Here is an 18,060-nt window from a genome sequence, read left to right as displayed (position 1 = left end):
TTTTGTGGCACGCTCTATTTCGTGGCATGCCCTATTTCGTGGTCACCGTCACCAGAGCGGTAACAGGTTTGCCGTCTACTAGAATGGGCCGGTGATGATCATCGGCAAGAAGCACGCCGATCACGTGTCTGCCGGCGGCATCCGGGCAATGGCCGAAACGGGCCTTGATAAGATCACCGCCAAAGTCGCTGTTCATGCTGTTGTACGGCTTGCCGGGGATGTTGCAGGTGTCTCCGTTGGGATCGATCTTCATATGCACGTGGCGGCATTGCTTGATTTCCCCGCACTCACCCGCAGTGAGCAGCCTGAAGTTGCTCCTGACGACAACGCCTATCGCCTTCTCAGGAGAATTGCCCAGTTCGACAACTGAACCCGCCGTCGGCCAGACGACTTCCAGGGTGGGCCGATCCTCGGCCTCGGCAGATACGAGCGACAATAAGGAGAAAGCGAGGGCAGTCGTTGCGGTGATGCGAAACATGGTAACCTCCGTTGCGATGTAAACATTGATTACATACGCAGCGCTCGAACACAAGGGAAATAATCAGTGATTACATTCCGCTCTCGTGCTATTTGACTGAGATGACCAAGACAACTGATTCCGACGAAGCCGGAGATGCCAAGCGATACCATCACGGCAATCTCGTCGAGGCCTTGATCACGGCAACCGTGGAGATCATCGAGGAGCGGGGAGCCGAGCATGTGTCCGTACGCGAGGCCGCAAAACGTGCCGGCGTTTCGCCCGGCGCGCCATTCCGGCATTTTCGATCGAAAACAGCGCTGCTCACCGCGGTCGCCGAACAGGCCATGGATCGGCTGACAAAGGCCGTTGCCAAGGCGCGGTCGAAAATCGACAGCGCAGATCCCATTGAGGCCTTCGAAGCAATCGGACAAGGCTATCTGGAATGGGCAATTAGCAACCCCACGCATTTCCAGATCATCAGTTCCCGAACCCTGATTGATTTTGAAGGGTCGGACAGCCTTCGTGATCAGAATGAGGCTATTCGGCGGACGATGATCGACTTGCTGACGCAAGCGCAACAACAGGGTCGGCTTGCTCCCGGCACCGACTTTGATCATCTTGTGCTTGCCGCGCGTGCACTCGTTTATGGGTTGGCACGCATGGCGATCGATGGTCATTTCCGGGAATGGCATCCGTCCGAGCCGCCAGCCCTGGCCGCGCAGCGGGCTCTCCGACTTTTCATGAGCCGGATGACCATTCCATCTAAAGCTTAATCCGCCAGCACCCAAAAAAGGGCCCGCGATTGCGTCGCCAGCTAATGGAACTCCGGCAGCGGTCCCTGGTAGCGGGCGCGTGGTCTGATCAGGCCGCTGCTTGTCACCTGCTCCACGGCATGCGCGGCCCAGCCGATGCTGCGGCCGAGCGCAAACAAGCGAAACGGCGCATCGGACGGCAAACGGAGGCTGCGCGTCAGCGCGGCCAAGGCGAAATCGACGTTCGGGCGCATGCCCGTTGCCGCAAAGGCCGCATCGCAAAGCCGTAACAGCCCATCATCGACATCGATCGCGGCCAGCAACGGTTCCGCACGCGGATCGCCGTCGGGATAAAGCGGATGGCCAAATCCGGGCAGTGGCCTGTCGTGACCGAGCCAGCGTCCGACAGCCGCATCCGGCCCCAATCTCTGCGCATCCTCCGCCAGCATCATGACCGCCTCCGCGGCGCCGCCATGGCGCGGACCGGAGAGCGTGGCGAGGCCAGCAAGCAGGCAGGCCGAAACAGGTGCACCGGTGGACGCGGCGACCCGCGCGGCGAAGGTCGATGCGTTCAGTTCGTGATCGGCCAACAGCACCAGCGAGCGGCGGATCAAGTCTGCGCCGGCTGCATCGAGGGACCAGCCCTGCGCCAGTCGTTCGTGCACGGCACCGATTCCGCGAACCGCGCCGAGCGCCTGGGCCAGAGCGGCGATGGCGCCGGCCGCATCGTGGTTGAGCGAAGCCGCCCTGCGGCCGAGCGAAGGCCGGCCCTTGGCCGCCAACGCGGCCAATTCCGCGAAGGCAGCCGGCCGGCCAGTTGCGCCGTTGCCATGGCGGCTCGCCGACACGAACGACACTGGTGCGTCAGATGCCCAAAGCAGGTTTGCCGTCTGCTCCAGCGTGGCAGTCTCGCAGAGTGCAACCGCATCCTGGCCACGATAGACGAGGCGGCCGTGCAAAACGGTCGAGATCGTGGTGGCGATCGCCGGCTCACCCCAGGCAATTGCACTTTCGGCGATTGCCTGGGGATTTCGGCCGCGCGCCCGGCGGCTCGCCAGCGCCGCGATGTCGTCGGCGCGATACTGGCTGCGGCGTGGGTCGGCCCGATCCGGCCGCATGCCGATGCGTCCGCGGCTGACATAGGCATAGAGCGTCTGGGCGCGCACCTTGAGGCGCTCCAGGGCTTCGTCCCGCGTCAGCCACTCAGTCATGTAAACCTGGCACGTTGATTCGGTTGATCAAGATTGATGGTCCAGCCGCCAACCCTTATCTACGACCCGGAAAGGGTCAAGGAGAAAACCAATGGCGAATGGGCTCGATGATGTGGTGGTGGCAGAAACGGTACTCTCCGATGTCGACGGTCTTGGCGGCCGCCTGACCATCCGGGGCCATTCGTTGCCGGAACTGGCAGGCCGCTGGAAATACGCCGACGTGGTTCGGCTGCTGTTCGACGGCTCTTTCGACGATCTTCCCGGCGAAAAGGAGCTGGCGAAAGCGATCGGCCGGGCGCGCAGTGAAGTGTTCGAGCGGATCGAACCCTTGCTGCCGTTTCTCGCATCCCTCGATATCTACAGCGCGATGCGCGCCGGCATTGCCCTACTGCCGGACGGCGACAAATTGCCGGACGCGCTCAGGCTGGTTGCGGCACCTGCCGTGCTGACGCCGGCCTTGCTGCGCTTGCAGCGCGGCGAAAGCCCAATTGCGCCTGATCGCAAGGCCGATCATGCCGCCGACATGCTGCGGATGCTGACCGGCATGGCGGCCTCGCCGAAGTTGGCGAAAGCGCTCGATACCTATCTTGTGACGGTTTGCGACCATGGCCTCAACGCATCGACCTTCGCCACGCGCGTGGTCGCCTCGACGCAGGCGGGGCTTACTTCGGCGGTGCTGGCCGGACTCGGAGCGCTCAAGGGGCCGCTGCATGGCGGCGCGCCAGGTCCGGTGATCGAGATGCTGGATGCGATAGAGGCGCATGGCGACGCCGCCATCTGGCTGCGCGACGAGATCGCGCGCGGCCGCCGCATCATGGGCTTCGGGCATCGCATCTACCGTGTGCGCGATCCGCGTGCCGACGTGCTGAAAGCGGTGGTGCGGCAACTCGGCGCCGAGGGCGAAGCCGGCCACCGGCTGGCGTTTGCCGAAAGCGTGGAGCAAGCGGCGCTTGAAGTGCTTCGCATCGCCAAGCCGTCGCGCTCGCTCCAGACCAATGTCGAGTTCTTCACAGCACTTCTGCTGGAGGCCGCGGGCTTTCCGAAAGAGGCGTTCACCAATGTCTTTGCTGCCGGGCGCGTCGCCGGCTGGATCGCCCACGCCCGCGAGCAGCAGACGAGCGGACGGCTGATCCGGCCGCAGTCGCGCTATATCGGGCCGGTGCCGGACCTCGTCGCCTAAGGATTTTCCCCCGCATGCTTTGCGGAAACCGGCCCCGCTACAGCCGGTGCCAGACACTCTCTCGTCAAGGTGAGAGAGGTCCTCATGACAAAAATTTCATGTCATTGCTCCACACATCCGCTGTTCTTGGGTGGCAGAGAGCCTATATGCTGCAGTGCAGCATGGTTCCGCGGGAGCCCGCCTCGAAAAGGAATAAGCCGCCTTGACCGCCAGAAAAACCGCCATCGTCACCGGTTCCACCTCGGGCATCGGCCTGGCCATTGCCCACGCGCTCGCGGCCGAAGGCTGCAACATCGTCGTCAATTCCTTTTCCGACACCGCCGACGACCACGCCATCGCCGACGCAATTGCGAAACACCACAAGGTCCAGACCGCCTATGTCAAGGCTGACATGTCGAAGCCGGCCGAGTGCCGGGCTCTGGTCATGAAGGCAGCCGAGACATTCGGCTCGGTCGACATCCTGGTCAACAATGCCGGCATCCAGCATGTCGCGCCGGTGGAAAGCTTCCCGATCGAGAAGTGGGATGCGATCATCGCCATCAACCTGTCATCGGCCTTCCACACCATCGCCGCCGCCATCCCGTTGATGAAACAGGCCGGTGGCGGCCGGATCGTCAACGTCGCCTCGGCCCATGGGCTGGTGGCCTCGCCGTTCAAGTCGGCCTATGTCTCGGCTAAGCACGGCATTATGGGCCTGACCAAGACGGTCGCCCTGGAACTGGCGCGCGACAAGATCACCTGCAATGCCATTTGTCCCGGCTATGTGCTGACGCCGCTGGTCGAGGCGCAGATCCCCGACCAGATGAAGGCCAACAAGATGGACCGCGAGACTGTGGTCCGCGAGGTCATGCTCGAAAAGCAGCCGACCAAGGAGTTCGTCACCGTCGAGCAGGTTGCGGCGGCGGCAGTGTTCCTGTGCTCGGATGCGGCAGCGCAGATCAACGGCACGCACATCTCTGTCGATGGCGGCTGGACCGCTCAGTGAGCCGTCCAGCGGTCAAGGGTCACGCCATGCCGAAAAACGGCAAGGCGGAGGAGCCAAAGAAGATCAACATCGCGCTGCAAGGCGGGGGTTCGCACGGGGCGTTTTCCTGGGGCGTGCTCGATCGGCTGCTCGAGGACGGGCGCCTCGATATAACGGCGGTTTCGGGCACCAGCGCCGGCGCCATGAATGCCGTCGCGCTGGCCGACGGCTTCGTTCGCGGCGGCGTCGAGGGCGCACGGCGGAAACTTGATGATTTCTGGCGTGCGGTGGCGGCAAAGGGCCGCTTCAGCCCAGTGCAGCGCATGCCGTGGGACGTCGCCTGGGGCAATTGGTCGATCGAGAACACGCCCGGCTATTTCCTGTTCGATACGATGTCGCGGGTATTTTCGCCCTATGTCGCCAATCCGCTCGCCATCAATCCGCTGCGCGATGTGGTCGAACGTGAGATCGATTTCGACAATGTGCGCGCCTGCAAGTCGATGGAACTGTTCATTTCCGCGACCAATGTCGAGACCGGCCAGTTGCGTGTCTTCTCGGACGGCGAGATCGACCTCGACACGGTAATGGCGTCGGCCTGCCTGCCGCAATTGTTCCGCGCCGTCGAGATCAAGGGCGTGCCCTATTGGGATGGCGGCTATGGCGGCAACCCGGCACTGTTCCCGTTCTTCAAGACGGCGGCCACTGAGGACGTGCTTTTGGTGCAGATCAATCCGGTGGTCCGCGAAGGGACGCCGAAGAGCGCCAATGAGATCCAGAACCGCATCGACGAGATCACCTTCAATGCCGGGCTGTTGCGCGAATTCCGCTCGATCGCCTTCGTCAAGGAACTGATCGCCGCCGGCCGATTGCCGCACGGCGAATATCGCGACATCCGCATGCACCGCATCGATGCCGACGAAGCGTTCAAGGATCTGTCGGCATCGTCCAAGGTCAATGCCGAATGGGCGTTCCTTGCCTATCTGCGTGACCTCGGCCGCACCGCAGCCAGTGATTGGCTGGAAGAAAATTACGACGCCGTCGGCAAGCGGCCGACGATCGATCTGTCCGGCGAGCTCGACGACGGCTTGAAGCCGGTGCGCGGGCCGGCGCCGGGCCGGCGGGTCAAGGAGTTTCTTGCGGCGCGCAAGCAGCCCGAGGCCGCCCGCCGTCCGGCCTAGAACGATTTACCGTTTCACGGAAACGCCGAACCGCTCTATCTTTTTTGACGCAATTCCGGACGGAAAACCGTTTCACACTTTTCCTGGAATTGTTCTGGCTCCCCCGCAAAGCAGATGACATCGCAATCTGTCCAATCATCCTGACACTTGCTGCCATACCGCTGTTTTGGCGATCAACAGCCGATGCTGCAGCCGCATCTTTGCGGACAAAGCAACAATCCATTAACTTTTCTGACTATATTGCGACGCAACTTTAAGGTAGAAGCGCGCTTCGCCGATCACGGCAATTTGAATACGGCCTCGCGCGCACCCATATCGGCGACGCGCCCCAAGTAGAAGATGCGGCCTGGCCGAACCCCGCGCACTGGAAAAAATGACGATGCCGAAATTCAGGTTTCACAAGCTTGCAGCCATTGTTGTGCTCATCGGGTTCGCCGGCTGGATGGCGACAGGCGAATTCTCGTCCGTCGGCAGCGCGTCCGCCGACAACAAGCCCAAGGCAGGAGAGGTCGAGCAGCCCAAGGCCGCCGACTCAGGCAAGCTCCAAACTGGCGAACAGGGGGCTGCCAAGCCGGGGACTGCCGAGGCAGAACAGCCCAAAGCGGCCTTGCGGACGGTCGCGATCATAACCCCGCCGCGGCGCATCTATGCGCGCGCTATCCGCATTTCCGGACTGACCGAAGCCGACAAGCGCGCGGTCCTGGCGACACGCGTCGCCGGCGTCATCGACAAGCTGCCGGTCAAGCAGGGTCAGCACGTCAAGACCGGCGACCTGATCCTGATGCTTGCCGCCGAGGAAAAAATCTCGGCGGTCGACAACGCCAAGCAGCTTGTCGTGCAACGTGAGGCCGAGCTGGCTGCGGCCCTGCGGTTGATGAAAACCGGCAATCTGCCGACGCTGCAGCTCGATACGGCCCGTTCCAACCTGACGCTGGCCAAGTCGCAACTGGACGCCGCGCAAGCCGAACTCGACCGCAACGAGGTGAAGGCGCCCTTCGACGGTGTCATCGACCGGGTCCCGGTGGAGCTTGGCAGTTCCGTCATGCAGGGCGGCGAGGTGGCGACCATTCTGAAGCTCGATCCGGTGATCGCCCGCGGCGAAGTCAGCGAGCGCGATCTCGGCTATCTGAAGATCGGTGACGAAGCCAATGTGCGCCTGGTCAGTGGCCAGACCGTCAAGGGTACGGTGCGCTACATCAGCCGGGATGCATCTTCGGCAACCCGTACCTTCCGGGTTGAAGTCGCTATCCCCAATGCCGATGGGTCCGTACCGGCCGGCATGACGGCAGAAATTGCGCTCAGCGCCCAGCCGACCGACGCCGTGATGCTGCCGCGATCGGTGGTGACGCTCGGCGACAAGGGCGACCTCGGCATCCGCGCCGTCGACAAGGATGACAAGGTCGTGTTCTTCCCGATCGACCTGGTCGACGACACGCCGACCGGCCTGGTGCTCGGCGGCATTCCGGCCGACGCCCGCATCATCGTCGCTGGCCAGGAGCTGGTGAAGGAAGGCGAAGTGGTCAAGCCGGTCGAGGCCGACCAGGCGACCATTCAAAAGCTGTTGGGCGAAGCGACGACCGGGACGCAGTAATCATGGACATCGTCAAACTTGCAATCAGCAATGCCCGGCTGACCATTGCGGTCCTGGTCTTTCTCATCCTTGCCGGTGCGGTCGCCTACCAGTCGACGCCGAAGGAAGCGGAACCCGACGTTCCGATTCCGATGATGTATGTCAGCATGATCTATCAGGGCATCTCGCCGGAAGACTCCGAACGCCTCCTGCTGCGGCCGATGGAAGCCAAGCTGAAGAGCCTGAAGGGCCTCAAGGAGATGCGCTCGGCCGCCTTCCAGGGCGGCGGTTATGTGCTGGTCGAATTCCAGCCACAGACGGATCTCGCCACTGCGCTGCAGGACACGCGCAGCAAGGTGCAGGACGGCAAGGCCGACCTGCCGCAAGCGGCTGAGGAGCCCGTGGTCTCCGAGGTCAACATCTCCGAGTTCCCCGTCCTGGTCGTGACGCTGTCGGGCGAGGTGCCCGAGCGCGTGCTGACGGCGGCGGCGCGCGAGCTGCGCGACCGCATCGAGGAAGTGCCTGGCGTGCTCGAGGGCTCATTGCAGGGTGCGCGCGACGACCTCGTCGAAGTGGTCATCGATCCGATGAAACTTTCGTCCTACGGGCTGCAGCTCGACCAGTTGATCGGTGCGGTCGGCGCTTCCAACAGTCTTGTCGCCGCCGGCAACATCGAAGGATCCGAGGGCAAATACGCAGTCAAGGTGCCCTCGCTTATCGAGACACCAGAAGATGTGGCGGCGCTTCCGGTCGTCGCCGGCCCCAACGCGGTGGTGCAGGCCAAGGATATCGCCACCATCCGCTCGACCTTCAAGGACGCCGAGACGGTTACCCGCCTGGACGGCAAGCCGGCGATTGCCATCGAGGTGAAGAAGCGCATCGGCTCCAACCTGATCGATACGATTGGCAAGGTCAGGGAGGTGTCCGACGCCTTCATCAAGACGATGCCGGAGGGCATGCACGTCACCTACACGCAAGACAAGTCCGTCTTCGTGAACCAGTTGCTCGGCGACCTTCAGAACCACGTGATGATCGCCGTCATCCTGGTGTTCATCGTCATTCTCTACGCGCTGTCTGGCCGTGCCTCGCTACTGATCGGATTGGCCATCCCCTCATCCTTCCTGATCGGCATCCTGTTGCTGGCGATGATGGGCTACACGATCAACATGATCGTGCTGTTCAGCCTCATCCTGGCGGTCGGCATGCTGGTCGACGACGCTATCATCGTCACCGAATTCGCCGAGCGACGCATGAGCGAGGGCATGCCGAAGGAACAGGCGTTCGCGCTTGCGGCCAAGCGCATGGCCGGCCCGGTCATCGCCGCGACGATGACGCGCATTGCCGCCTTCTCGCCGCTGTTGTTCTGGCCGGGCATCATCGGCGATTTCATGAAATACATGCCGATCACGTTGATCGTGACGCTCTCGGCCTCGATGCTCTATGCGCTGGTCTTCGCGCCGACGCTGGGCGCCATATTTGCCAAGGCGCCGGCTCATCACCCCGACGACAATCGCGACGGCTGGTACATGGCCGTGGTCAAGCAGGCGGTGCATTATCCCATCACCGTGCTTGTCCTTACCGTCGCGCTGTTGTTTGGCGTGGGCTACGCCTATTCGAAATTCGGCGCCGGCGTCGAATTCTTCCCGAATGTCGAGCCTGACTACGGCCTGCTCTATGTCCACGCCCGCGGCAATCTTTCGCTTGCCGAAATGGACGCGGCCACCAAGACGGCGGAAAATCGGCTGCTCGGCTGGCCGGGCGTGAAGTCTGTCTATACCCGTGTCGGCAAGACGCAGGGCGGCGGCCAGGACGTTCCGGAAGACGTGGTCGGCGTGATCCAGTATGAATTCGTCGACTGGCGCGAGCGCAAATCGGCGAACTCAATCCTGGACGAGTTGCGCGGCGTGATGGCCGGCATTCCCGGTGTCGACGTCGAGGTTCGCGTGCCGGAAGCCGGCCCGCCCACCGGCAAGCCGATCCAGATCAGGCTTTCGGCCGTCGACCCGAAGGGTCTTGACGACAAGGCCCGCGCCGTCGCCACGCGCATTGCCAAGGTGCCCGGCGTCATCGATATTTCCGATGGCCTGGCGCCGCCCGGCGTCGATTGGGCGCTCGAGGTCGATCGCGCCAAGGCGGCGCAGTACGGCATCAGTCCGACCGCGGTCGGAACGGTCGTGCAACTGGTGACCAACGGGCTGAAGCTCAGCGAGTACCGCCCCGCCGGCGCCGACGATGCAGTCGACATCAGACTGCGCCTGCCCGAGGATCGGCGCACGCTGTCGACGCTCGACGAACTCAGGGTTCAGACCGCGCAAGGCTCGGTGCCGATCTCGAACTTCGTCGTACGCAAGCCGGAGCCGACGGTCGGTATCCTCAATCGCATCGACGGCGCGCGAACGGTGGTCGTCCAGGCCAACGTCGCTGCCGGCGCCCAGGTGGCTGCCGTCCAGCAGGAGGTCACCAAAGCTGTCGCCGACATGAACCTCGGCAGCGGCATTCGCTGGAAGCTTGCCGGTTCCAATGAGGACAGCGCGGAGGCCGGGGCCTTCCTCAGCAAAGCCTTCGGTGCCGCGATCTTCCTGATCTTCATCGTGCTTCTGGCGCAGTTCAACAAGTTCACCAGCGTCTGGCTGGTGCTGTCCTGCGTGGTCATGGCGACGATCGGCGTGTTCCTAGGGCTGCTGCTGACGGGAGAGGCATTCGGCATCGTCATGTCGGGCATCGGTGTCATCGCGCTGGCCGGCGTGGTGGTGAACAACAACATCGTGCTGATCGACACCTACGACCGGTTGCGCGAAGAGGGCTGGGACAAATACGAAGCCGTTCTGCAGACCTGCCGCGAACGTGCCCGCCCGGTGGTGCTGACGGCGGTGTCGGCGATCCTCGGCGTGCTGCCGATCGCTTTCGGCCTCGGCCTCGAAATCTTCCATCACGAGACGACGATCAACGCGCCGTCGACGCAATGGTGGATTTCGCTGTCGTCGGCGATCGTCTTCGGCCTGTCCTTCGCCACCGTGCTGACCCTGGTGGTGACGCCGTCAATGCTGATGGTGTTCACCCGCGCCAAGGTAAAACCCGGTGCGCGTCGGGGCTGGTTCAGTCGCGTGTTGGGGCGCGGCAAGGCCGAGATCTCGTCGGAAGGCCTGGAGGCCGATCTGGGCGCCGAACCGGCGATCGCCTTCCCGAAGGCCGCCGAATAGAGGCTGAATCGCCGTTCTGATCAAGCAAAGGCCGCCCGGGAACAATGGGCGGCCTTCTGCATTGTTCCGTCATTGCAACCTCAAAGCGAGGATTTTCTGATGACGATAAGCACCATTCTCATCATTATCCTTATTCTTATCCTGATTGGCGCGGTTCCGGCGTGGCCGCATTCGCGGTCCTGGGGTTACGGACCATCCGGCATCGTCGGCGTCATCCTGATCGTTGTCCTGGTGCTGCTGTTGATGGGCCGGATCTGACCGCAATCATTGGTCCCCGACAAGCGGCGGATGACCGTCAGGCCATCCGCCTTTTTTCAGATTGCTTCTGCGCTGCCTTCACCGTGGCGATACCGATGTCTTCAAGCGCTTCCGACACTGCATTTTCCAGCGGCGTGTGGGGGATCGCACCGATAATGCCTTCAAGCCTGCCTGAAACCAGCCGGTGCGGCTCGAAGCGGAGATAGGACATCGAAACGATCTCGCGCCACATCGCCACAAATGGGCTGCCGGCACGCAGCACCCACCACGGCATCGACGTCAGTTTCAACGTGCGCCCGAGCGCCTTCTCAGCGGCCGCCTTGATCTCCAGATCGGTCACCGCATGGCCGGGAAAGTTCAGCGCCTCGTAGGAGCCGAGCTTGTCGAGATTGTCGGCCAGTCCGACGAAAGCCTTGGCCAGGTCGGGCAGATAGGCCCATTCATGCACGAGATCGACCGGCCCTGGGGCGGTATAGACGCCCTTGGTCATCTTGGCGGCAACGACCAGATCGAACCACGATCCGCTGCCGGTGCCGCCGAAGAAGTCACCGGCGCGCAGCAGGATGGTGCGCACCCGACCCGCGTCGGCCTCGCGGCGAAACAGGTCTTCCATGGCAACGCGGATGCGGCCCTTTTCCGTCGTCAGGTGAAACGGCGTGTCTTCGGTGATCACCGCCGGTATCGGCGAGCCGTAGTTGTAAACGGTGCCCGGGAAGAGATGCAGCGCGCCGTTCGCCCAGCAGGCGGCCATGACGTTCTCCGCCATCGGCAGGCACTTGCTCCAGTCGGTGTAGAGCGGGCTCAGGCCGTTGAAAATGATATCAATGCCGTCGGTGGCGCGGATCAGCGCCTCGCGGTCGAGCGCATCGCCGGCGATCGCCGTGGCGCCTTCGAGCTCCGCCGGCACCTTGCCGCTGCGGGTGACAGCGCGGACGTGGTAGCCAGCATCGATGAAGGCCTTGGCCACCGCGCGGCCGAGCCGGCCATTGGCGCCGAGAATTGCGATCTTGGTCATTGTTCGTCTCCGTGTTTGCGTTACGACGCCGATGTGATCTGTTCGCTAACGAATGAAAATTGACTAAAGCTGGCGATCTGATATTCAATTTTGAATGGATATCGACTGGAACCTGATCAAGAGTTTCGTCACGGTGGCGGAGACCGGGAGCCTGTCGGCCGCCGCGCGAAAGCTTGCCGCAAGCCAGCCGACACTCGGCCGCCACATCGCCGAGCTGGAGCAGGCGCTCGGCGTCACCTTGTTCCGGCGCGGGCGGCGCGGCTATGCGCTCACGGAAGCGGGCAGCACGCTTTTTGAACGGGGCCGCGCGGTGAGCGAGCAGGCGAGCGCATTTTCGCTGCTGGCCCTGGGATCGGTCGAAGCGATCGAGGGCACGGTGCGCATTGCCGCCAGCGAGGTGGTAGCGGCCTATGTGCTACCCGAGATGACGGCGCGGCTTGCCGTCGAGGAACCCGGCATCGAGGTTGAGATCGTCGCTTCGAACCAGGTCGAGAATCTGCTGCGTCGCGACGCCGACATTGCCATCCGCATGGTCAAGCCGGCGCAGAATGAACTGGTCGCGCGCAAGGTGACCGACATTCCGCTCCGCGCCTGCGCGGCAAAATCCTATCTCGACCGGCGTGGCCGTCCGCGCGAGGCCCGCGATCTTGCCGAGCACGATCTGGTCGGCTTCGATCGCAGCGATGAAATCATTCGCGGCTTCGCTCAATTCGGCGTCGCGCTCACCCGCAATGCCTTCCGCTTCAGGACCGACAATCAGATCGTGCTTTGGGAAGCGGTGCGGACGGGAAACGGCATCGGCTTTGGCCAGCAGCCGCTGGCCGAGCGCGATGCACTGGTGGAAATCGTGCTGCCGGACCTCCCGCTGCCGACGCTGCCGGTGTGGCTGGCCATGCACCGCGACGTGCGTACCAGCGTGCGCATCCGCCGCGTGGCGGATTTCCTCTACGAAGAGTTGAAGCGCTATTCAGCCGGTGCTGCCTCGGCAGCGAATTCGGCACGGTGAGCGAGGCCAGCCATCACCAACACGACGATCAGTAGCCCAGAGAGAGCGACGAAGATCGGGCCGAAGCTCGAGTGTTCGGCGATGAAGCCGATCGCCGAAGGCGCCACCAGGATGCCTGAGTAACCCATTGTGGTGACGACGCTCATGCCGGTGCCGGGCGCCATGCCCTCCTGGTTGCCGCCGGCCGAAAAGATGATCGGCACCATATTGGCAATACCCAGGCCGCAAAAGGCAAAGGCGGCAATGGCCAGCCACGGCGAGGGAGCCAGCCCGGCCACCAGCATGCCGGCTGCAGCGGCAAGCGCCGACGCGCGCAGCGTCGTAACGGCACCGAAACGGTTGCGGACGCCATCGCCGAGAAAGCGCATGACGGCCATGACGCCGGAAAAGGCGGCATAGGCCAGGCCTGCGATAGCAAGATCGGCGCCGAGCTCCTGCCTGAGATACAGCGCTGCCCAGTCGAGCACCGCGCCTTCGGAGATCATCGTCAGCAGCGCCATCAGCCCGACCAGATAGACAAGCGGGTTTGCCGGCAGGGCGAATTTGTGATGCTCGGCGACCGGATGCTTGTCCTCGGCGATCAGGTAGCGGATCGCTACCGCGATGACAGCAAAGGCAAGCGCCGTCACCATCGTCGCATGCGCGAGATGACCATAGTTCTGGATGGCGAAACCGCCCAAAGCGCCGCCTGCGAAACCGCCAAGGCTCCAGAAACCGTGCGAGGACGACATGATGGCGCGGGACAGCCGCCGTTCCACCGCCACCGCATTGGCATTCATGGCGACGTCCATGCCGCCGATCGAACCGCCGAAGATGAACATGGCGATGGCCGCCAGGGGCACATTGGGGGCCAGAGCCACCATCAAAAGACCGAAGCTGCCGGCAAGTCCGAACCAGCGCAGCACGGTGCGCGAGCCATGCTTCGAGATCAGATGGCCGCACCAGGTCATGGCGGTGACGGCGCCGGCGCCGAACAACAGGATCAGCAGGCCGAGCGTGAATTTGCTGATGTCCAGCCGGGTCAGGAACACCGGGATCTGCGGCGCCCAGCTGCCGGTCAGGAAGCCGTTGGCGAGGAAGATGCCGGCCACGGCCCAGCGTCCACGAATCGCGATTTGCGTGATTTTCTGCGCGTCCATCGGGTAGAATCCGGTCCGGAAATGGCTTTGCGCGGCAAATTAGATCGATTCAATTCACAGTCAAGCGCTCGTCGCCGAAAGTGCTTGGACCAGACGGCGCCACAAGGCGCCGGTGGACGCTAAGTCCTCTCGTGTCGGCCAACCACCTCGGTGGTCCACTCCAAAATCTCTACGGCTCGGGATAAGGCGCGCCATCCTTGTGCACAAACCGGCCGTCGGCGTTGGTGCTCATCATGTCGATGTCGGAGCAGGTGGTTACGTCGGCGGGCCAACGCGAACCAACTTCGAGATAGATCGCAACTGCGCCCGATTTGTTGATCATGTGATGGCCGTTGCCGGAGCCTTTCGGAAAGGCCGCGCAATCACCCGCGCGCAGCACCGTCTCGCCGGCATCTTCGACGAGCGTCAGCTCGCCTTCGAGCACGTAGACGAACTCGTCTTCGTGCGAATGCCAGTGGCGCTGGCTCGACCAGTTGCCCGGCGGCAGGCGCATGAGATTGATGCCGAAGTCGGTGAGCCCGCCGGCGTTGCCCAGCCGCTGCCGCACGCGTTCGGCACAGGGTGCATCGAACGGAGGTGGATAGGATGAGCCCTTGCGTCCGGGTACGTCGGCGACGTCGATCTTAGGCACGGCAGTCCTCCCATTTAGGGCAAAAACCATTCGTGAAGGTCGTTCAGTGCGATGGATTGTGACCCTGGAACGGTTCATCGTTTCACGGAAACGCCGAACCGTTCCATCCTTTTGTCTTGACGCAATTCCGGACGGAAAACCGTTCACACTTTTCCTGGAATTGCTCTAGTGGTCCCTGGGGCGTCTTGCCTCGAACTCGGCCTTCTTGGCATCGGAGGCCTCGATCTGGTTCAGTGCCTGCCACTCGGCATAGGCCATGCCGTAGATGATCTCGCGCGACTGGTCCTTGCTGAGTTCGACACCCTCGGCTTGCGCCGCATCGCGGTACCAGTTGGACAGGCAGTTGCGGCAGAAGCCGGCGAGGTTCATCAGGTCGATGTTCTGCACATCGGAACGCCCCCGCAGATGCGCGACCAGCCGGCGGAAGGCAGCGGCTTCGAAATCGCGCTTTTGTTCGTCGCTGAGTTCGGTCATGGCTTGTTGGCCTCCTTCGCCTCCATCATGCCGGCCCGGTGCGCGAGCCGAATATTTTCACCGCATGTATATCGGCACGTCGATCTATCGCGTCAACGATCGGCGCCAGCCGTTCGGCCCAGGCGAGCGCACCCTTCCGGTCGGCGATCAGGTCCTGGCGGATCTCGACAAGCGCATGGGCAAAGCCATTGACGATAGCGTGCCTGAACATGGTATCGCCGCGCAGAGCGCCGTCATAGGGTTCGTTATCCCCGACGACGAGGCTCTTGTCCTCGGAGAGCATGTCGATCAGCGGCCGCGCCACGCGGTCGTCGAGGTCCCACAATATGCCGACATGCCACGGCCGCACGAAGCCCTGCATGGTCGGTGTGAAGGAATGCACCGAAAAGATGAAGGGCGCCTGCGCGGACGCTTGCGCCACCGAGGCAATCATGGCCCCGACGGCGTCATGATAGGGGCGGTAAAAGCGATCCAGCCGTCTTTCGCGTTCCTCCGGCGCCATGGGATAATTTCCCGGGATGACGGTGCCGTCATAGAGCTGGCGAATCAGCGTTGGATCGTCCTCGCCGCGATTGGGGTCGATCAGCAGTCGCGAAAAATTGGCAAGCACCGCCGGAACGCCGAGCAGACTTGCGAGTTCGCGGGTTACAGTCTCGACGCCGATGTCGTAGGCGATGTGGCGGTCGAACTCCGCCGCGGGCAGGCCGAGGCTGCCATACTCCTCCGGCAGGTCGCGGCGGGCGTGATCGGCCAAAAGCACCATGCCGCGCTTGCGGTCGCCTTCGACGATGTCGAAAGGCGCGAAAACTGTGGATCGGGTCATTGGTGGGAAAGGTCTGTTCGCTGGCTTCAGGGGAGGGTGGTATCGTCATTCCACGAAGAGAACGCTTGCGCAATGCCGTTGTTTGGCCACGGTTTCTGCCAAAAAACTGAGCAGGGGCGACCGCAAGCGCGTCAGAGCCTTCTAAATCGATTGGAATTGGATAGATCGGCGCGTTGACATGCGTACGGACTTTTCCGAAAAGGGGCGTTGAGAGATGCAAATGTGGTTCTTGAGGGGTTTCAGGATGGGTTTCGCCGGCAGGCTGCGTGTGCGCCATGCCTTGGCCATGCCGCTCCTGATACCGGCCATGGGCCTTTTTGTGGTGATTTCGGCCTCGCCGGCACGCGCCGATTTCCGCGTCTGCAATGCCACGCAGAACCTGGTCGGCGTCGGCATCGGCTATCGCGCCAAAGCCGGCTGGATCACCGAAGGCTGGTGGCACATCGAAGGATCGAGCTGCAAGACGCTGATCGAGGGACCGTTGTCATCAAGGTTTTACTATCTTTATGCAGAAGACGCCGAGCGCGGCGGACGCTGGGATGGCCCGATCAACATGTGCGTGGCCGAAAAAGAGTTCAAGATCGCCGGCGTTACCGATTGCGTCGCCCGGGGCTTTCAGCGCGCCGGATTCCAGGAATATGACACGGGCGAGCAGGCAAGCTGGATGGTCCAGCTGACTGACGAGCCCGCAACGGATGGCGCTCCAGCCGCCCCGGGAACAAACAGTCAATGAGACGCAGCCGCAAGGTCAAGATCCTCGCCACCATCGGTCCGGCCTCCTCGTCCGAGGAGATGCTGAAGAAGCTGTTCGAAGCCGGCGCCGACGTGTTCCGCATCAATATGAGCCACACCGACCATGAATTGATGCGGACGCTCGTCGGCCGTATTCGTGCCGTCGAGGAGGCGGTCGGCCGGCCGATCGGCGTTCTCGCAGACCTGCAAGGGCCAAAGCTGCGCGTCGGCAAGTTCGCCAACGGCAAAGAGGTGCTGACCGTCGGTCAGACCTTCACGCTCGACGACAATCCCGAACCCGGCAATTCGACGAGGGTCTACCTGCCGCATCCCGAAATCCTGCGTTCGGTCGAGGCTGGTCATCGCCTGCTGATCGACGACGGCAAGCTCGAGCTCAAGGCGGTCAGCAGCAACGGCAAGGCGATCGTCTGCACCGTCGTCGCCGGCACGATCATTTCCGACAAGAAGGGCGTCAGCCTGCCCGACACCGACCTGCCGGTCGGAGCGCTGACGGAAAAGGACCGCCGGGATCTCGACGCGGTTCTGGCGACCGGCGTCGACTGGGTGGCACTGTCCTTCGTGCAGCGGCCCGAGGACCTGGCCGAAGCACGCAAGATCGCACGCGGCCGGGCGCTGATCATGGCCAAGATCGAAAAGCCGCAGGCCGTCGCCCGGCTGGCCGAGATCATTGAACTTTCGGATGCGCTGATGGTTGCCCGCGGCGATCTCGGCGTCGAGATGCCGCTCGAAGCCGTGCCTGGCATCCAGAAGCAGATCACTCGCGCCGCGCGCCGTGCCGGCAAGCCGGTGGTGGTCGCCACGCAGATGCTGGAATCGATGATCACCGCGCCGGTGCCGACACGCGCCGAGGTGTCGGACGTTTCGATCGCCGTATTTGAAGGCGCCGACGCGATAATGCTTTCGGCGGAGTCCGCCGCCGGCGCCTATCCGGTCGAGGCGGTGGCGATGATGAACCGGATCGCGACCAAGGTCGAAACCGACCCGACCTATGCCGGCATCATCAACGCGCAGCGCTCGGAACCGGAAGCGACCGGAGCCGACGCCATCTCGCTCGCCGCCCGCGAAATAGCCGAGACGCTGAAGCTGTCGGCGATCATCACCTATACCGCGTCGGGCACAACCGGCTTGCGCGCCGCGCGCGAGCGGCCGCAAGTGCCGATCGTGGCGCTGTCGCCGATCCTCAACACGGCGCGGCGGCTGTCGCTGCTGTGGGGCACGCATTGCGTCGTTTCTCCCGATGCCATCGACCTCGACGACATGGTCGATCGCGCCTGCCGCATCGCTTTGGACGAAGGCTTCGGCAAGCCCGGCGACCGCGTCATCATCACGGCCGGCGTGCCGCTGAGGACGCCGGGCTCGACCAACATGCTGCGCATCGCCTATGTCGGATCGGAAGTCGGCCGCTAATGTCGGCTGCGGCTGCCGGATGGGCCGGCTGCATGGCGC

At 63.2% G+C, this 18,060-nt stretch carries 17 protein-coding genes; 10 read left to right on the top strand and 7 right to left on the bottom strand.

Annotation, left to right across the window (positions count from 1 at the left end; translation table 11 throughout):
- Positions 1 to 31: 31 nt before the first annotated feature.
- Positions 32 to 478: a hypothetical protein gene (locus tag NKH63_RS06610; protein ID WP_352917730.1), complete on the bottom strand. Its 447-nt coding sequence runs from the start codon at positions 476 to 478 to the stop codon at positions 32 to 34.
- Between the two features lie 101 nt (positions 479 to 579).
- Here NKH63_RS06610 and NKH63_RS06605 point away from each other — a divergent pair, with 101 nt between their 5' ends.
- Complete coding sequence (locus NKH63_RS06605) at positions 580 to 1,233, top strand: TetR/AcrR family transcriptional regulator (RefSeq protein ID WP_352494173.1); 654 nt, start codon at positions 580 to 582, stop codon at positions 1,231 to 1,233.
- 41 nt (positions 1,234 to 1,274) lie between these two features.
- On the opposite strand, the gene NKH63_RS06600 is transcribed toward NKH63_RS06605, so the two are convergent.
- Entirely contained in the window at positions 1,275 to 2,423 is a 1,149-nt protein-coding gene (locus NKH63_RS06600; protein ID WP_023721010.1) for a citrate synthase, read from the bottom strand.
- 91 nt (positions 2,424 to 2,514) lie between these two features.
- On the opposite strand from NKH63_RS06600, the gene NKH63_RS06595 reads away from it, so the two are divergent.
- The 6 genes from NKH63_RS06595 (at position 2,515) to NKH63_RS06570 (ending at position 10,773) form a co-directional block, all read left to right on the top strand.
- The gene (locus NKH63_RS06595) at positions 2,515 to 3,603 is read left to right on the top strand and encodes a citrate synthase/methylcitrate synthase (protein WP_352480894.1); all 1,089 of its coding nucleotides are present in this window, start codon (positions 2,515 to 2,517) and stop codon (positions 3,601 to 3,603) included.
- A gap of 202 nt (positions 3,604 to 3,805) precedes the next feature.
- Positions 3,806 to 4,588 (top strand): 3-hydroxybutyrate dehydrogenase, encoded by a 783-nt coding sequence (locus NKH63_RS06590; protein ID WP_023721008.1) that lies wholly within the window; start codon positions 3,806 to 3,808, stop codon positions 4,586 to 4,588.
- Between the two features lie 26 nt (positions 4,589 to 4,614).
- Positions 4,615 to 5,745: a patatin-like phospholipase family protein gene (locus tag NKH63_RS06585; RefSeq protein WP_023721007.1), complete on the top strand. Its 1,131-nt coding sequence runs from the start codon at positions 4,615 to 4,617 to the stop codon at positions 5,743 to 5,745.
- A 379-nt stretch (positions 5,746 to 6,124) separates the two neighbouring features.
- Positions 6,125 to 7,336 carry an efflux RND transporter periplasmic adaptor subunit gene (locus NKH63_RS06580; protein ID WP_352917729.1) on the top strand — a complete coding sequence of 404 codons (1,212 nt, stop codon included), beginning with the start codon at positions 6,125 to 6,127 and terminating at the stop codon, positions 7,334 to 7,336.
- A 2-nt stretch (positions 7,337 to 7,338) separates the two neighbouring features.
- Positions 7,339 to 10,515: an efflux RND transporter permease subunit gene (locus tag NKH63_RS06575; RefSeq protein WP_352917728.1), complete on the top strand. Its 3,177-nt coding sequence runs from the start codon at positions 7,339 to 7,341 to the stop codon at positions 10,513 to 10,515.
- A 99-nt stretch (positions 10,516 to 10,614) separates the two neighbouring features.
- A complete protein-coding gene (locus tag NKH63_RS06570; RefSeq protein ID WP_023678456.1) occupies positions 10,615 to 10,773 on the top strand; it encodes a DUF3309 family protein in 159 nt (52 codons plus the stop codon).
- Between the two features lie 37 nt (positions 10,774 to 10,810).
- On the opposite strand, the gene NKH63_RS06565 is transcribed toward NKH63_RS06570, so the two are convergent.
- Positions 10,811 to 11,788: an SDR family oxidoreductase gene (locus NKH63_RS06565; protein WP_352917727.1), complete on the bottom strand. Its 978-nt coding sequence runs from the start codon at positions 11,786 to 11,788 to the stop codon at positions 10,811 to 10,813.
- 94 nt (positions 11,789 to 11,882) lie between these two features.
- On the opposite strand from NKH63_RS06565, the gene NKH63_RS06560 reads away from it, so the two are divergent.
- Positions 11,883 to 12,794, top strand: a complete 912-nt coding sequence (locus tag NKH63_RS06560) for a LysR family transcriptional regulator (protein WP_352861286.1) — start codon at positions 11,883 to 11,885, stop codon at positions 12,792 to 12,794.
- On the opposite strand, the gene NKH63_RS06555 is transcribed toward NKH63_RS06560, so the two are convergent.
- From NKH63_RS06555 to NKH63_RS06540, 4 genes are all read right to left on the bottom strand, one after another.
- On the bottom strand, positions 12,752 to 13,933 hold the full coding sequence (locus NKH63_RS06555; protein WP_352917726.1) for an MFS transporter: 1,182 nt from the start codon (positions 13,931 to 13,933) through the stop codon (positions 12,752 to 12,754). The two genes, NKH63_RS06560 and NKH63_RS06555, sit on opposite strands and share 43 nt — an antisense overlap.
- A 169-nt stretch (positions 13,934 to 14,102) precedes the next feature.
- Positions 14,103 to 14,564: a cupin domain-containing protein gene (locus NKH63_RS06550; protein ID WP_352480892.1), complete on the bottom strand. Its 462-nt coding sequence runs from the start codon at positions 14,562 to 14,564 to the stop codon at positions 14,103 to 14,105.
- 165 nt (positions 14,565 to 14,729) lie between these two features.
- On the bottom strand, positions 14,730 to 15,038 hold the full coding sequence (locus NKH63_RS06545) for a DUF1244 domain-containing protein (protein ID WP_352917725.1): 309 nt from the start codon (positions 15,036 to 15,038) through the stop codon (positions 14,730 to 14,732).
- 25 nt (positions 15,039 to 15,063) lie between these two features.
- Positions 15,064 to 15,861, bottom strand: coding sequence for an N-formylglutamate amidohydrolase (locus tag NKH63_RS06540; RefSeq protein ID WP_352917724.1), 798 nt, complete (start codon positions 15,859 to 15,861; stop codon positions 15,064 to 15,066).
- Between the two features lie 286 nt (positions 15,862 to 16,147).
- On the opposite strand from NKH63_RS06540, the gene NKH63_RS06535 reads away from it, so the two are divergent.
- Positions 16,148 to 16,594, top strand: a complete 447-nt coding sequence (locus NKH63_RS06535) for a DUF1036 domain-containing protein (protein WP_245278666.1) — start codon at positions 16,148 to 16,150, stop codon at positions 16,592 to 16,594.
- Complete coding sequence (gene pyk, locus NKH63_RS06530) at positions 16,591 to 18,021, top strand: pyruvate kinase (protein WP_352494178.1); 1,431 nt, start codon at positions 16,591 to 16,593, stop codon at positions 18,019 to 18,021. The genes NKH63_RS06535 and pyk overlap by 4 nt, the downstream gene beginning before the upstream one ends.
- Positions 18,022 to 18,060 lie beyond the last annotated feature (39 nt).

The organism is Mesorhizobium sp. M0960, from assembly GCF_040319055.1.
Taxonomy (GTDB): domain Bacteria; phylum Pseudomonadota; class Alphaproteobacteria; order Rhizobiales; family Rhizobiaceae; genus Mesorhizobium.
Note: the sequence above shows the minus strand (reverse complement) of the source record. Positions and strands in the feature narration are given on the sequence as shown.

What these genes read in the sequence shown, in the direction of transcription:
- NKH63_RS06610 (WP_352917730.1), bottom strand. Translation starts at nt 478, where the DNA reads ATGTTTCGCATCACCGCAACGACTGCCCTCGCTTTCTCCTTATTGTCG.
- NKH63_RS06605 (WP_352494173.1), top strand. Translation starts at nt 580, where the DNA reads ATGACCAAGACAACTGATTCCGACGAAGCCGGAGATGCCAAGCGATAC.
- NKH63_RS06600 (WP_023721010.1), bottom strand. Translation starts at nt 2,423, where the DNA reads ATGACTGAGTGGCTGACGCGGGACGAAGCCCTGGAGCGCCTCAAGGTG.
- NKH63_RS06595 (WP_352480894.1), top strand. Translation starts at nt 2,515, where the DNA reads ATGGCGAATGGGCTCGATGATGTGGTGGTGGCAGAAACGGTACTCTCC.
- NKH63_RS06585 (WP_023721007.1), top strand. Translation starts at nt 4,615, where the DNA reads ATGCCGAAAAACGGCAAGGCGGAGGAGCCAAAGAAGATCAACATCGCG.
- NKH63_RS06580 (WP_352917729.1), top strand. Translation starts at nt 6,125, where the DNA reads ATGCCGAAATTCAGGTTTCACAAGCTTGCAGCCATTGTTGTGCTCATC.
- NKH63_RS06575 (WP_352917728.1), top strand. Translation starts at nt 7,339, where the DNA reads ATGGACATCGTCAAACTTGCAATCAGCAATGCCCGGCTGACCATTGCG.
- NKH63_RS06570 (WP_023678456.1), top strand. Translation starts at nt 10,615, where the DNA reads ATGACGATAAGCACCATTCTCATCATTATCCTTATTCTTATCCTGATT.
- NKH63_RS06565 (WP_352917727.1), bottom strand. Translation starts at nt 11,788, where the DNA reads ATGACCAAGATCGCAATTCTCGGCGCCAATGGCCGGCTCGGCCGCGCG.
- NKH63_RS06560 (WP_352861286.1), top strand. Translation starts at nt 11,883, where the DNA reads ATGGATATCGACTGGAACCTGATCAAGAGTTTCGTCACGGTGGCGGAG.
- NKH63_RS06555 (WP_352917726.1), bottom strand. Translation starts at nt 13,933, where the DNA reads ATGGACGCGCAGAAAATCACGCAAATCGCGATTCGTGGACGCTGGGCC.
- NKH63_RS06545 (WP_352917725.1), bottom strand. Translation starts at nt 15,038, where the DNA reads ATGACCGAACTCAGCGACGAACAAAAGCGCGATTTCGAAGCCGCTGCC.
- NKH63_RS06540 (WP_352917724.1), bottom strand. Translation starts at nt 15,861, where the DNA reads ATGACCCGATCCACAGTTTTCGCGCCTTTCGACATCGTCGAAGGCGAC.
- NKH63_RS06535 (WP_245278666.1), top strand. Translation starts at nt 16,148, where the DNA reads ATGCCGCTCCTGATACCGGCCATGGGCCTTTTTGTGGTGATTTCGGCC.
- pyk (WP_352494178.1), top strand. Translation starts at nt 16,591, where the DNA reads ATGAGACGCAGCCGCAAGGTCAAGATCCTCGCCACCATCGGTCCGGCC.